The following is a 13846-nucleotide window of genomic DNA, read 5'->3' on the forward strand; positions in this document are numbered from 1 at the left end:
GGTGTCCGGCGTGCGACGTGGTCGAGCCGTTGCTGCGGCGATCCGACCTGCTGTCCCAACTGCTGTGGCTGGGCCGCCCGTTCGACTGCACGACCGACCCCGCCCGCGGCGGCCACCGACGCTCGACGCCCGACGCCTATCCTGAACCGTGGACTGCCGCACCACACACGGCCGTACAGGGGGATGGTGACTGATGCACGGGTTCTGGTGGGTGCTCATTCTCTTCTGGACAGGCGGCTTCGCCTGGCTCGCCGACAACGCGCGCACCGCACTGCGCAACCGGCACCAGCGCAAGCTGGAGCTGATGGAGGCGGCCAAGCAGGAGCGCCTGGCCGTCGAGTCGGCGCACAAACCGCCGGAGCCGGTGTGCGGGTGCACGCACCATCTCGCCAAGCACGACAAGAGCGGCCGCTGCCACGAACGCGTCGAGGTGCCCACGGCCTGGGACAAGGACAAGAACCCGCTGCACTACGAGGCGGGGCAGTGCAACTGCCAGCAGTACGTGGGACCTCAGCCGCTGTCCCAGGTGTACGCGGAGGAACTGACCGACCGGATCTGATGGCTGGCCGCCGACGACCCCTCTGTCGGCGAACCCCCGCACCTGCCTTTGCCGGTGCCACGTGCGCATTCCTCTTCGGGAGGGCTCCCGAGCGGGTCGGGTGAGCATGGGGCCGCCGACCGCCGTGACGTTCGCTTCCGGTGGCCGGTCGGGATTGCGGAACAGTCGGGTGGTCGCGGGTGTGCGACGTGCTCGACGCACGGTCGAGGGGGAGAACCACTGTGGCAAGGGATCGGGAACGCGTCATCGCCGGGCGCTACCGGCTGCGGCAGCGACTGGGTTCCGGTGGCGGCGGAAGCGTCTGGCTGGCCGAGGACGAGGAGCTCCGGGCGCAGGTCGCGGTCAAGGAGATCGACGTACCGCACGCATCGGACGGCGGCGTCGACGACCCCGTCGGCCGCGGCCGCAAGGAGGCCCTGAGAGCGGCGCAACTGCGCGAGCACCCGAACGTGATCACGGTGTACGACGTGGTGGAGGCCGAGGACCGCCCGTGGATCGTGATGGAGTACCTGCCGGGTACGCGGGACCTGAACGCCGTGGTGAAGGAGCGTGGCCCGCTGCCGAGCGACGAGGTGGCCCGGATCGGGGCGGCCGCCCTCGACGGGCTGTCCGCCGGGCACCGGCTCGGCATCATCCACCGGGATGTGAAGCCGTCCAACCTCCTTCTGGCACCGGACCATTCGGGCGTCCCCGACCTCCGGGTGCTGCTCACGGACTACGGCATCTCGCTGCGGCCCCGCGAGACCCGGATCACCCAGAGCGGCATGGTGATCGGCACCCCCGGCTATGTGGCGCCGGAGCGGTTGTCCGGCGCCGAGGCGACTCCCGCGTCCGACCTGTTCTCGCTCGGCGTCACCCTCTACTTCGCCGTCGAGGGCGCCGCCCCCTTCGAGCGGGACACGATCGACGCGGCCCTCATGGCGGCGCTGACCACGGAGCCCTCCGTGCCGCAGCGGGCGAGCGCCCCGCTCAGCCGCGTGATCATGGGGCTGCTCGCGAAGGATCCGCTGGACCGCACGCAGGCGGCCGAAGCGGGCGAACTGCTCGCCGAGGCAACGCAGTCCGGTTCCCCTGCCACGGGCACGGCGCCCTCCGAGTCCCCGGTGTCCGGGCCCCGCAGTACGCCGCTTCCCGCGCTCCCTGCCCCCGCCCCCGCCCCCGCCCGGGCGTCGGACCCGGCGTCGGCACCGGACACCCGGCCCGCGTCGGAGGGCACCGGCAAAACGCCCGCCCGGCGTACGCCCGTACTGCTGGCGCTCGCGGCCGTGCTGGTCGTCGGAGGGGGCGGGTTCGCCCTGGGTGCCGGCACGTTCAGGGACACGGGACACGGAGCGGCGAGCGCGGAGACCAGGGCCAAGGCCGTCACGTCTCCGTCCCCGACCGTGACCCGCGGCGCGTACCCGTACGGCCGGCGGGCGGGGCTGCGCGAGGAACTCAACTCGGGACAGTGCGTCGACGCCGACTGGAAGGGCGGGGCGTTCAAGGGGCGGCCCGGCCTGAAGGTCGTCGACTGCTACGACGACGATCCCGAGGGCCAGGTCATCGCGACCGTGGCGGCGGGCGGCGCCGTACAGAGCGAGTGCACCCGGCGTACGTCGGAGCTGCGCAAGACCATGGCCGACCCGGTGCTGTACGTCCTGACCCCCGAGGCCGGGCAGAGCGAGCCGCCGGCCGCGGCCTGCCTCCTCTTCCTCAAACACGCCACCCTCGGCGGCCCGCTCGGCGACTTCCGCAAGTTCGGTGACAAGGTGTACGTCTCGCAGCTGGGTCCGGGTGACTGCATCAACGCCGAGAAGGACAAGGACGGCAAGTACACCGAGACCCTGGTGAGTTGCGAGAAACCGCACGACGAGCAGATGGTCGGCTGGACTTGGGCCTCGGGCGACGGCTCGGCGGACAGCGTCGACATGGGCGGGCTCTGCCAGGAGAAGTACGGCGTCGACTGGGCTCGCGGCCGGGGACACGAGATGTCGGGCTGGTACTCCACCGACGAGGAGTGGGACAACGGGTTCCGCTACACGCTGTGCAGTGTGGACCGGGAGGACGGCAAGCAACTTCCCGGCGGGGCGCTGAAACCGGCGTACTGACCCACGCGCGGTCAGGAACCGAGGGACACGCAATGGCGGCCCGGGACGGCGGAGATGAGCGACGACGAGCACCAACGGGCCGAGCGAGTCCTCGCGGACCGGTACGAGCTGAGAAGACCCCTGGGCACCGGCGGCATGGGCCGGGTCTGGCTGGCCCACGACCGGCGGCTGCGTCGCGAGGTGGCCGTGAAGGAGGTCCTGGTACGGCCGGCGGGCGGTCCGGGAGAGGAGCCCTCCGAGGTGCGGATCGCGCGGGCGTTCGGCGAGGCGTGGAGCCTGGCAGCGCTGCGCGAGGCTCCGCACGTGGTGACGGTTCACGACGTCGTCGAGGAGGACGGCCGGCCACGGATCGTCATGGAGTACGTCCGTGGCGCCGCGACCCTCCAGGAGGCGCTCGACGAACGGTTGCGGTCCGGACGCGGGCCGCTGCCGTCCGCCCGGGCCGCACGGATCGGCCTCGCCCTGGTCCGGGCGCTGGCGGCCGGACACCACCTCGGGATCGTGCACCGGGACGTGAAGCCGTCCAACGTCCTGCTGGCGCCGGACGGTTCAGGACCGCACGGGCGGGTGGTGCTCACCGACTACGGGATAGCCCAGCACATGACGGGCAGCCCCTCCCACACCCAGGCACGACAGGTCCTCGGCACGCCCGGCTATCTCGCCCCGGAACAGCTCTACGGCTCCCCCGCCACACCGGCGTCCGACCTGTTCGCCCTGGGCGCCACCCTGTACGTCGCCGTCGAGGGCACCGGCCCGTTCGCCGAGGTCGGTGGCCGCGCCACCGCCACCACGCCCCGGCCGCCCCGCCTGGCGGGGTCACGCCTCGGCGGCCTGCTCACCCGCCTCCTGGCGGCCTCACCGCTGCACCGCCCGGGGCACGGCGAGGTGACGAACGGTCTGCGCGAAGCAGCCGAGGGGTAGTCCGGGAGTTGGCGGGAGGCCGGTCAGTCCCCCGGGAAGAACTGCAGCACCGCAGTACCGCCGTCCAGGGACTTCACTCGGAAGTGGAGGTCGTTCAGGCCGCCGGTGCTGCCCGCGCCGACCGACGTGCTCAGGAACGTTCCGGGGCCCGAGGACTGGAGCACCACGGCGTCGTCCCTGATCTGCGTGATCCGGAGATCGCTGACGCCGAGCCGGCTGTCGATCTTGATGGTCATCGGCTTCGACACGGCGATCTCGCACCGTCCGTCGAAGCAGGCGTCGGTATCGGTGCCGTCGGCCGCGGCCGATCCGTTGGTGGGGGAACTCGTGGGGGAACTCGTGGGAGTGCCCACGGGAGACCTCGTAGAAGAAGGACTCGTAGGAGAAGCAGCGGACGAGGACGACGGCTCCGAACCCTCCCCGGAACCGTCGTCCCTGCCGCCGTTCCCTCCGCAGCCGGAGAGAACCGCCATCAGAGCCAGCGCCACAACGACGCCGACCCGGCCCCTGCCAGTGGTCATCGGTCCCACCCCTCAACTCGTACGGCTTTTCCCGCTGTTGAGCCCCGGCGATGGGGCCCGCCCTTTATACGGGCCGGGGGTGGGGAGGGGTCCCGCCGCGAGCGGGGATCCTGCTGACGTACGGCGAGGGGCGGGTTCCCGGGTCAGCCGAGGCCGAACCAGCCGAGGACAGTCTGGACGAGCAGGATCGTGGACATGCCGGCGACGCCGATGACCACCGCGGTGGCGGCGATGCGGTAGCGGGGGCCGTTGGCCGCCGTGCCGAGCACGGAGCGGCGGTTGGTCAGGACCAGCAGGTAGACCAGGACGACGGGGCTGATCAGACCCTGCAGGACCTGGGTGCCGATGAGGAGTTGGATGACGTCGACCGGGGTCATCGCCACGGCCGCGCCGAGCACGATCTGCACGGTGAACAGGCCGAGGAACAGCGGCGCGTCGCGGAAGCTGCGGGAGACGGAGCGTTCCACGCCGGCGGCCTCGCCGATGGCGTAACTGGCCGACAGGGGCACGACCGCGCCCGCGAGCGCCGACGCCCCGATCAGGCCGAAGGCGAAGAGCAGTTCGGCGTTCTGGCCGGCCACCGGCTTGAGGGCTTCGGCGGCCTGGGCGGCGGAGCTCAGCGGACCGGTGCCGCCGATGACCGAGGCGGTGGCGATGATGATGGTCAGGCTGATCACGCAGGCGAACACCGCCCCCAGCACGGCGTCCGTCCTGATCAGGCGGTAGTCCTCCGGCTTGGCGCCTCGGTCCACGACGCCTGCGGCGGCGTAGAACTGCATGTATGGACTGACCGTGGTGCCGATCAGGGCGACCGCGAGCAGGATGAAGTCCTTGCTGGGCTCCATGTGCGGGACGACGAGGTGCTTGCCGACCTCGCCCCAGTGCGGGTGGCCGAGGATCATCGCGATCGGGTAGGCGAAGAACGCCAACGACATGATGAGGAAGATGCGTTCGGCCCACCGGTAGGAGCCGAACAGCACCAGCGACCACAGCAGGATCGCGGCCGGCGGGATGACCGCCCACTTGGGCACGCCGAGCAGTTCGAAGGCGGCGCCGATGCCGGCGAACTCGCTGACGACCAGGCCTGTGTTGGCCAGCAGGAGACAGAACACCGCCAGGGCGGTGAGGCGGAGGCTGAACTGTTCGCGGATCAGGGCGCCGAGACCCTTGCCGGTGTGGGCGCCGAGACGGACGGCCATCTCCTGCACCATCACCAGGGCGATGGTCACCAGCACCATGAAGAAGAGCGTGCCGTACGTGTATTGGGACCCGGCGGAGGCGTAGGTGGCGATGCCGGCGGCGTCGTTGCCGGCGTTGGCGGCCACCAGGCCCGGCCCCGCGATCGCGGCGATCACGGCCAGGCGGCCCAGGCCCCGCCGCCGCGTGACGGGGGCGGCGGCCGCGGTGTCGATGGTGGTGGGCTCGAGGTCGCGGGTGGTCACTGGAGGATCCTCCGGAAGTGCAGGCGCCCGCGCTCGGGCAGCAGGGTGTCGAGGACGTCGTCGGCGAGGATGCGGCCCAGCGGGCGGCCGGTGTCATCGACGACCAGGAGGGACGAGACGCGGGCGGCCACCAACTGTTCGGCCGCCTCGGACAGCCGGGTGTCGGGACGCACGGTCACCGGTGGGCCGAACTGGGCGACCCAGTCGGTCAGTTCGGCGACCCCGGTGGCGTCCTCGGCCACCGCCAGGTCGAACAGGGCGATGTCGGCGACCAGGTGCCCGTCGTCGTCGAGCACGGCGATCGCGTCGATCTCGGTGCGGTGCTCGGCCTGCGCGGCCAGTACCGCCCGCACTTCGGCGACGCTCTGCTCGCGGCGCGCGGTGACCAGCAGCGTGGTCATCGCACCACCGGCGGTGCCCTCCGGGTAGGCCAGCAGCCGACGCAGATGCGCCGCCCGGGCGGTGGGCATGCGTTGCAGCAAGCGTTCGCGCTCGTCTTCGTGCAGGTCGCGCAGCGCGTCAACGGCCTCGTCCGGCTCCATCTCCTCCACCAGCCGGGCGGCATGGGCGGGTTCGGCCTCGCGCAGCAGGTTCTCCAGCTCGGCCGGTTCCATCTCCTCCAGCGCGTCCGCCGCGGCGGCGGGCTCGAGCATGTGCAGCAGCTGCTGCCGCTCGGCCCGGCCGAGGTCCTCGAGCAGGTCGGCCAGGTCCGCCGGGCGCAGTTGGTGCAACGCCCTTCGCGAGGCGCGCAGTTGGACCTGGGCGGGCCCGTCGGTGGCGTGCTCGGCAAACGGCGCCACGGACTGCCAGTCGAGCACCCGCTCCGGGGTCGGCCTCGCCTGCCAACGGCGCGGACCGAGCCGGCGCAGCAGGGTCGGCAGGCTCACATCCACCCCGACCAGCACGACCCGGTCGGACAGCGCGGCCAGGTACAGATCGGCGGCGCGGGTGACCTGCACCCCGTCGACGTCGACGAGTTGGTGGTCGAGCACGTCACGGGCCAACAGCGCTTCGCCCGGGCGGCGTTCGTACTCACGCAGGTCCAGTCGGGCGGTGCGCAGAGCGATCCGCCCGGCGTGCACCTTCTCCACGGTGTCGGCGGGCAGGAAGGCGTGGCGGCGGCCGACCCGTACGACCAGGCCGGTCACCGGCGGGTAGGGCTCGGTGCCGTAGAGCCGGGCGACGACGTCGACGACCCGGCCGACCTCCTCCCCGGCCTGGTGGGTGACGGGCCCACCAATCAGCCCGGCCAGCGAGACCAGGGAAGCGCGTACGGCCCTGGACGCGGTGGCCCGGCGCTCCAACTGGACACGGCGGCCACGGCGGCCGCGCAGGCGGGCGGAAGTGGACATGAACAGCGTGTTGGTGGACAGGGTGAATACCCCCTCGCCCCGACGAGACGGCGGGGCACAGGGCGGCACCAGGCAGCACCGGCGACCCTGACCAGGGCAGACCCGTACACGGGCCCGGAGACGGGCAGGCGTGAGCAGGCGACCGGCGACAGTGCCGGACGACCGGAACGAACGGTCAGGAAGCGATCGGCTGCCTCGTGCCGCGGCAGGACGGCGAGAACGACGTGCAGAACACGGACAACGCAGACAACGCGAAACGGGGCCGACTATGGCCCGGACTACTGTCCATCTCTCGCCTCCCTCCGGCCGGGACACCCAGGGCGTCACAACGACTCGGCAAGGAGCGACCAGGGCGCGCGATCGCCTCCGGTTCACCCCAACTCGTCAGAGCTTTGGCACTCCACGGCGTAGTCCCGCGGATGGGCGGGCAGCCACTTGGCCTCACCCCTTGTGCCGGGGAGAGGTGTCCTGAACCTGGGCGTCTCTCGACGTCGTGGGGTCAGTGGCCTGTGTCCGTGAAGACGCCTCACCGAACGAGGTGCCTACAACGGGGCACACGATACGCCCGCCGCGATCACCGCAACCAATCGGCCGGCGACCTCTCTTACCGAGCTACGGCCGTTGCCGACGGATGCGCTGGGCGACCTCGCTGTTCTCGGTCTCCCACCACGGGCGTACGAGGTCCGCGTCCGCGCCCGGTCCCGCCGTGGAGGCTGTCGCCGCCGCGGGTGCCGCCGGGACCAGCTCGGTGTCCAGGCGGCGGTCCAGTGCCACGGTCTCGGCGCGCTCGGTGCGCGCCCACTGCACCAGGATCGCGAGCAGGAAGGGCAGCGCCACCAGCTCGGCGATGCTGATCATCGCGCCGCCGCCGAGCTGCTGGTCGTGGTGCACGTCCGGCGCCCAGGACGGGGCGTGGTGCAGGTACCAGGCGCCGGCGATCAGCGTGCCGTGGGTCATCACCACGATGCCCGGCACGGCGTCGATGATCCCGTCGAGGAACACCAGGGCCGCCCGCACCGGATGCGTGCACCACTTCGGCAGCGCCGCCTCGCGGGTGAGCACCGGCACCACGAACAGGCACCCGGCCAGCAGCAGGTGCAGGTACATCACGTCGTGCAGCCAGCCCTCGCGCAGGGCGGTCTCGAAGTACGGGGTGAAGTACACCGTCAGCTCGGTCGCCAGCACCAGGGCCGTGCTGACCAGCGGGAAGGTCAGCAGACGCACGAGGCGCCCGGTCATCGCGCCCTGCACCCGCTCGGCGGCACGCTCGGGCAGGGCACGGACGGCCAGCCGGAGCGGGTCGCCCAGCGCCAGTCCGAGCGGTGCGATCAGGTCGAGGAGGATGTTCTGGACCGCGGCCGGCCAGAACAGCACGCGGTCGTACACGGCCAGCGCGGACATCGTGGCCACGACGAGCGTGCCGAGGCCCGGCAGCGCGAAGGCGGCGATGCGGGGCACGGGCCAGTGCTCGCCCCGGCGCCTCAGCCGCAGCACGCCCCAGCCGTACAGGACACCGAGGGCCACGACGAGCAGCAGTGCCGGGACGTCCAGTCGCCATGAGGACAGCAGCCGCCCCGCGGTGAGCTCCGGCAGACTCCCCATCACGCGAACTCCCTCCACGGCGCACCGAGCACCCGATTGGACCTGCCGAGGCACCCTACGCCGCCCGCTCCGCACGCCCGCCGGGTACCTGCCGGAGCGGCCGCCGTCACACCGATCTCATACCGAACCCACACCAAGGGGGCTGGGCGATCGACGTTCGGCAGGTGTGGGGACGAGCGGCGAAAACGGCGCGGAGAGGCAGGTCACAGCTTCGGAGAGGGCAAGGTCACAGCCGTGCCCTCTGCTGCTCCTTTGCGCCTCTGGCCTAGCATCCGAGCATGACGGTCCTGCCTGACGACGGGCTTGAGCTGGCCGCCGAGTTCCCTGACGTGTCCCATGAGCAGTGGCAGCGCCTCGTTGCGGGCGTGCTGCGCAAGTCGGGCAAGGACGTCGAGGGTGCTCAGGCCGAGGAAGCCCTGTCCACCGCGTTGGAGGACGGGTTGCGCACCCGTCCCCTGTACACCTCGCGCGACAGCGCGCCCGAGCCGGGCTTCCCCGGGTTCGCGCCCTTCGTGCGCGGCAGCCGGCCCGAGGGGAACACCGCCGGCGGCTGGGACGTACGGCAGCGCCACACGGCGGCCGACGGCTCCGCGGTGCTCTCCGATCTGGAGAACGGCGTCACGTCCGTGTGGCTGGCCGTCGGCGACGGGAACATCCCGGTGTCGTCGCTCGGCCGGGTTCTGGACGGCGTCTATCTCGACCTGGCGCCCGTCGTCCTCGACGCCGGACCCGAAGTGGAGCCCGCCGCACGGGAGTTGCTGCGGCTCTACGCGGAGCGGGGCGTCGCCAAGGACGCGGTGCGCGGCAACCTGGGCGCGGATCCGCTCGGCCACGAGGCCCGCACCGGGCAGTCGTACGACTTCGCGCCGGTGGCCGGTCTCGCCCGGCTGTGCAGCGGCGAGTACCCCGGGCTGCGGGCGCTGACGGTGGACGCGCTGCCCTACCACGAGGCCGGTGGCTCGGCCGCGCAGGAGCTGGGCAGCTCCCTGGCGACCGGGGTCGCGTATCTGCGCGAGCTGACCGACGCCGGGCTGAGCGTCGAACAGGCTTGTGCGCAGCTGGAGTTCCGGTACGCGGCGACCGCCGACCAGTTCCTGACGATCGCCAAGCTGCGGGCCGCGCGCAGGCTGTGGGCCCGTGTGGCCGAGGCCTGTGGGGCCCCGCAGGCGGGGGCGCAGCTCCAGCACGTGGTGACCTCGCCGGTGATGATGACGCGCCGCGACCCGTGGGTGAACATGCTGCGCACGACCATCGCCACGCTGGCCGCGGGGGCGGGCGGGGCCGACTCGGTCACCGTGCTGCCCTTCGACCACGAGCTCGGGCTGCCGGACGCGTTCGCGCGCCGTATCGCCCGCAACACGTCGACGATCCTCATCGAGGAGTCGCACCTGTCCCGGGTCATCGATCCGGCGGGCGGCTCCTGGTATGTGGAGCGGCTGACCGATGAACTCGCCCACGCGGGCTGGGAGTTCTTCCAGCGGATCGAGCGGAGCGGAGGCCTGGCGGCCGCCCTGCGTTCGGGGCGCCTCGGGCAGGACCTCGCCGACACCTGGCAGGCCCGTAAGGGCAAGCTCGCCAAGCGGCGCGAACCTATCACCGGCATCAGTGAGTTCCCGCACCTCGCCGAGAAGCCTGTCGTACGGCAGGCCGCACCCGAGCCGCTGTCCGGCGGCCTGCCCCGCGTCCACCGCGACGAGGCGTACGAGGAACTGCGCGCCCGCTCCGACGCGCACCTCGCGGCGACCGGCTCCCGGCCGCGCGTCTTCCTGGCCACGATCGGCCCGGCCGCTGCCCACACCGCGCGGACGACCTTCGTCTCCAACCTCTTCCAGGCGGGCGGCATCGAGCCCGTCACCGAGGGCACGTTCCGGGACAGCGGTGCCACGGAGGTCTGTCTGTGCTCCAGCGACGCCCTGTACGAGGAGCAGGCGGAGTCCGTGGCCGCGCAGTTGAAGGCCGCCGGCGCCTCGCATGTGTTCCTGGCCGGCCGTCCCGGGCAGTACGCCGATGTCGACTCGTACGTCTTCGCAGGCTGTGACGCCGTCGCCGTACTGTCCAACACCCTTGACCGCATGGGAGTGTCCTGATGGGAATCCCCGACTTCTCCGGGATCGAGCTGGGAAGTCCGTCCGTCGACGGCGGTGCCGACGAGTGGCGCACGGCCGTCAAGAAGGCGGCCGGCGGGGACGACCTGCTCTGGGAGACCCCGGAGGGCATCCCGGTCAAACCGCTCTACACCGGGCAGGACCTGGAGGGCCTGGACTTCCTGGGCACCTACCCGGGAGCCGCCCCGTATCTGCGCGGCCCGTACCCGACGATGTACGTCAACCAGCCCTGGACGATCCGCCAGTACGCGGGCTTCTCCACCGCCGAGGAGTCCAACGCCTTCTACCGGCGCAACCTCGCCGCCGGCCAGAAGGGCCTGTCGATCGCCTTCGACCTGCCCACCCACCGCGGCTACGACAGCGACCACCCGCGGGTGACCGGTGACGTCGGCATGGCGGGCGTGGCGATCGACTCGATCTACGACATGCGGCAGCTGTTCGACGGGATCCCGCTGGACAGGATGACGGTGTCGATGACGATGAACGGTGCCGTGCTGCCCGTTCTCGCGCTCTACATCGTCGCCGCGGAGGAACAGGGCGTACCGCCCGAGAAGTTGGCCGGGACCATCCAGAACGACATCCTCAAGGAGTTCATGGTCCGCAACACCTACATCTATCCGCCGAAGCCGTCGATGCGGATCATCTCCGACATCTTCGCCTACACCTCGCAGCGGATGCCCCGCTACAACTCCATCTCGATCTCCGGGTATCACATCCAGGAGGCGGGTGCGACGGCCGATCTGGAGCTGGCGTACACGCTCGCGGACGGTGTGGAGTACATCCGGGCGGGGCGGGAAGTGGGCCTGGACGTGGACGCGTTCGCGCCCCGGCTCTCGTTCTTCTGGGCGATCGGCATGAACTTCTTCATGGAGATCGCCAAGCTGCGGGCGGCGCGCCTGCTGTGGGCGAAGCTGGTCAGGCAGTTCGACCCGCAGAACGCCAAGTCCCTTTCCCTGCGCACCCATTCACAGACCTCCGGCTGGTCACTGACCGCGCAGGACGTGTTCAACAACGTCACGCGTACGTGCGTCGAGGCGATGGCGGCGGCCCAGGGCCACACCCAGTCGCTGCACACCAACGCCCTCGACGAGGCGCTCGCTCTGCCGACCGACTTCTCGGCGCGCATCGCCCGCAACACGCAGCTGCTGATCCAGCAGGAGTCCGGCACCACGCGGGTCATCGACCCGTGGGGCGGCAGCGCGTACGTGGAGAAGCTGACGTACGACCTCGCGCGCAGGGCCTGGCAGCACATCCAGGAGGTCGAGGCCGCGGGCGGCATGGCCAAGGCCATCGACGCGGGCATCCCCAAGCTGCGCATCGAGGAGGCCGCCGCACGCACCCAGGCGCGCATCGACTCGGGACGCCAGCCGGTCATCGGCGTCAACAAGTACCGCGTCGAGACCGACGAGCAGATCGACGTCCTCAAGGTCGACAACTCCTCCGTGCGCACCCAGCAGATCGATAAGCTGCGGCGGCTGCGCGCGGAGCGGGACGAGCGGGCCTGCCAGGACTCGCTCGACGCGCTCACCCGGGCGGCCGGGGGCGAGGGCAACCTGCTGGAGCTGGCGGTGAACGCCGCCCGTGCGAAGGCCACCGTCGGGGAGATCTCCGACGCCCTGGAGAAGTTGTACGGCCGGCACGCGAGCCAGATCCGTACGATCTCCGGCGTGTACCGCAACGAAGCAGGCGAGTCCCCCACCGTGGAACGCACCCGCACCCTCGTGTCCGACTTCGCGGAGGCCGAGGGCCGCCGCCCGCGCATCCTGGTCGCCAAGATGGGCCAGGACGGCCACGACCGCGGGCAGAAGGTCATCGCCACCGCGTTCGCCGACCTCGGCTTCGACGTGGACGTCGGCCCCCTGTTCCAGACGCCGGCCGAGGTGGCCCGCCAGGCGGTCGAGGCGGACGTCCACATCGTCGGGGTCTCGTCGCTGGCCGCCGGGCACCTCACCCTCGTACCTGCGTTGAAGGAGCAGTTGGCCGAGGAGGGGCGCGAGGACATCGTGATCGTGGTCGGCGGGGTGATCCCGCCGCAGGACGTGCCGACGCTGCTCGAGATGGGAGCGGCGGCCGTGTTCCCGCCCGGGACGGTGATTCCTGACGCGGCGTACGACCTGGTGAAGCGGCTGTCGGACGACCTCGGGCACGATCTCGGGCACGACCTGTGATCGATGTCGACGCCTATGTGAAGGGTGTGCTCGACGGGAAGCGGGCGATCATCGCGCGCGCCATCACGCTCGTCGAGTCCACCCGGCCGCAACACCGGACGCTGGCACAGGAGTTGCTGACCGAGCTGCTTCCGCACGGCGGCCGGGCGCGGCGGATCGGTGTCAGCGGGGTGCCGGGCGTCGGCAAGTCGACGTTCATCGACGCGTTCGGCACCATGCTCACCTCGCTCGGACACCGGGTGGCGGTGCTCGCCGTCGACCCGTCCTCCACCCGCACGGGCGGCTCGATCCTGGGCGACAAGACCCGCATGGAACGCCTGGCCGTGGACCCGGCGGCCTTCGTCCGCCCCTCCCCCACCGCGGGCACGCTCGGCGGTGTCGCCAAGGCGACCCGCGAGTCGATCGTCGTGATGGAGGCGGCCGGCTACGACGTCGTCCTCGTGGAGACGGTCGGCGTCGGCCAGTCCGAGACCGCGGTCGCCAACATGGTCGACTCCTTCCTGCTGCTCACCCTCGCGCGCACCGGCGACCAGTTGCAGGGCATCAAGAAGGGCGTCCTGGAGCTCGCCGACGTGATCGCCGTCAACAAGGCGGACGGCCCGCACGAGCGCGACGCGCAGGCGGCGGCAAGGGAGTTGGCGAGCGCCCTGCGCCTGATGCACGGCAAGGACGCGGTCTGGACCCCGCCGGTGCTCAGCTGCAGCGCCCGCGAATCGGCCGGCCTGGACACCGTGTGGGAACGCCTGGAGCAGCACCGCACCCTGCTGGACTCGACCGGGCGCCTCGCCGCCAAGCGCCGTGACCAGCAGGTCGACTGGACCTGGAACATGGTCCGCGACGAACTCCTCGGCCGCCTGCACGCCGATCCGGCGGTACGGTCCCTCGCGCCGCCCCTCGAACAACAGGTCAGGGACGGCGAGTTGACGGCCACGCTGGCTGCCGAGCGGATCCTCAAGGCGTTCGGGTCCGGGTTCGGACCCGGGGAACGCTGAGCGGGCGCGGGCTTCGGGCACGGGGTCGAGCTCCGGTCCGTACGCGAAGCAGGGCACAGCAACCACCACCGCAGCCCCCATGCGTGGGACGAGGCAC

The 13846-nt window shown here is 71.5% G+C and carries 10 protein-coding genes and 1 riboswitch; of the genes, 6 read left to right on the forward strand and 4 right to left on the reverse strand.

What is annotated here, in order from left to right; translation table 11 throughout:
* The first annotated feature begins 193 nt into the window (after positions 1-193).
* The 3 genes from OG303_RS07885 (at position 194) to OG303_RS07895 (ending at position 3567) form a co-directional block, all read left to right on the forward strand.
* Complete coding sequence (locus OG303_RS07885) at positions 194-559, forward strand: hypothetical protein (RefSeq protein WP_405866177.1); 366 nt, start codon at positions 194-196, stop codon at positions 557-559.
* A gap of 221 nt (positions 560-780) precedes the next feature.
* Positions 781-2646, forward strand: a complete 1866-nt coding sequence (locus OG303_RS07890) for a serine/threonine-protein kinase (protein ID WP_405866179.1) — start codon at positions 781-783, stop codon at positions 2644-2646.
* A gap of 54 nt (positions 2647-2700) precedes the next feature.
* Entirely contained in the window at positions 2701-3567 is an 867-nt protein-coding gene (locus OG303_RS07895; RefSeq protein WP_405866181.1) for a serine/threonine-protein kinase, read from the forward strand.
* A gap of 23 nt (positions 3568-3590) precedes the next feature.
* On the opposite strand, the gene OG303_RS07900 is transcribed toward OG303_RS07895, so the two are convergent.
* The 4 genes from OG303_RS07900 to OG303_RS07915 form a co-directional block, all read right to left on the reverse strand.
* Entirely contained in the window at positions 3591-3920 is a 330-nt protein-coding gene (locus OG303_RS07900) for a hypothetical protein (RefSeq protein WP_405866183.1), read from the reverse strand.
* A gap of 311 nt (positions 3921-4231) precedes the next feature.
* Complete coding sequence (locus OG303_RS07905) at positions 4232-5530, reverse strand: NRAMP family divalent metal transporter (protein ID WP_405866185.1); 1299 nt, start codon at positions 5528-5530, stop codon at positions 4232-4234.
* Entirely contained in the window at positions 5527-6882 is a 1356-nt protein-coding gene (locus OG303_RS07910) for a magnesium transporter MgtE N-terminal domain-containing protein (RefSeq protein ID WP_405866187.1), read from the reverse strand. Before OG303_RS07910 ends, OG303_RS07905 begins: the two co-directional genes overlap by 4 nt.
* A gap of 368 nt (positions 6883-7250) precedes the next feature.
* A riboswitch (M-box (ykoK) riboswitch) is annotated at positions 7251-7427 on the reverse strand.
* A 67-nt stretch (positions 7428-7494) separates the two neighbouring features.
* On the reverse strand, positions 7495-8484 hold the full coding sequence (locus OG303_RS07915) for a cytochrome c oxidase assembly protein (protein WP_405866189.1): 990 nt from the start codon (positions 8482-8484) through the stop codon (positions 7495-7497).
* 278 nt (positions 8485-8762) lie between these two features.
* Between OG303_RS07915 and OG303_RS07920 the strand changes: the two genes are divergently transcribed.
* From OG303_RS07920 to meaB, 3 genes are read left to right on the forward strand one after another with little or no spacing between them, the layout of a single operon-like run.
* Positions 8763-10571: a methylmalonyl-CoA mutase family protein gene (locus OG303_RS07920; protein WP_405866191.1), complete on the forward strand. Its 1809-nt coding sequence runs from the start codon at positions 8763-8765 to the stop codon at positions 10569-10571.
* Positions 10571-12757 (forward strand): methylmalonyl-CoA mutase, encoded by a 2187-nt coding sequence (gene scpA, locus OG303_RS07925; RefSeq protein WP_405866193.1) that lies wholly within the window; start codon positions 10571-10573, stop codon positions 12755-12757. The genes OG303_RS07920 and scpA overlap by 1 nt, the downstream gene beginning before the upstream one ends.
* Positions 12754-13749 (forward strand): methylmalonyl Co-A mutase-associated GTPase MeaB, encoded by a 996-nt coding sequence (meaB, locus tag OG303_RS07930; RefSeq protein ID WP_405866194.1) that lies wholly within the window; start codon positions 12754-12756, stop codon positions 13747-13749. The genes scpA and meaB overlap by 4 nt, the downstream gene beginning before the upstream one ends.
* Positions 13750-13846: the final 97 nt, after the last annotated feature.

The organism is Streptomyces sp. NBC_00005 (assembly GCF_045160215.1).
Classification (GTDB): Bacteria; Actinomycetota; Actinomycetes; order Streptomycetales; family Streptomycetaceae; genus Streptomyces.

What these genes read in the sequence shown, in the direction of transcription:
- OG303_RS07885 (WP_405866177.1), top strand. Translation starts at nt 194, where the DNA reads ATGCACGGGTTCTGGTGGGTGCTCATTCTCTTCTGGACAGGCGGCTTC.
- OG303_RS07895 (WP_405866181.1), top strand. Translation starts at nt 2,701, where the DNA reads ATGAGCGACGACGAGCACCAACGGGCCGAGCGAGTCCTCGCGGACCGG.
- OG303_RS07910 (WP_405866187.1), bottom strand. Translation starts at nt 6,882, where the DNA reads ATGTCCACTTCCGCCCGCCTGCGCGGCCGCCGTGGCCGCCGTGTCCAG.
- OG303_RS07915 (WP_405866189.1), bottom strand. Translation starts at nt 8,484, where the DNA reads ATGGGGAGTCTGCCGGAGCTCACCGCGGGGCGGCTGCTGTCCTCATGG.
- OG303_RS07920 (WP_405866191.1), top strand. Translation starts at nt 8,763, where the DNA reads ATGACGGTCCTGCCTGACGACGGGCTTGAGCTGGCCGCCGAGTTCCCT.
- scpA (WP_405866193.1), top strand. Translation starts at nt 10,571, where the DNA reads ATGGGAATCCCCGACTTCTCCGGGATCGAGCTGGGAAGTCCGTCCGTC.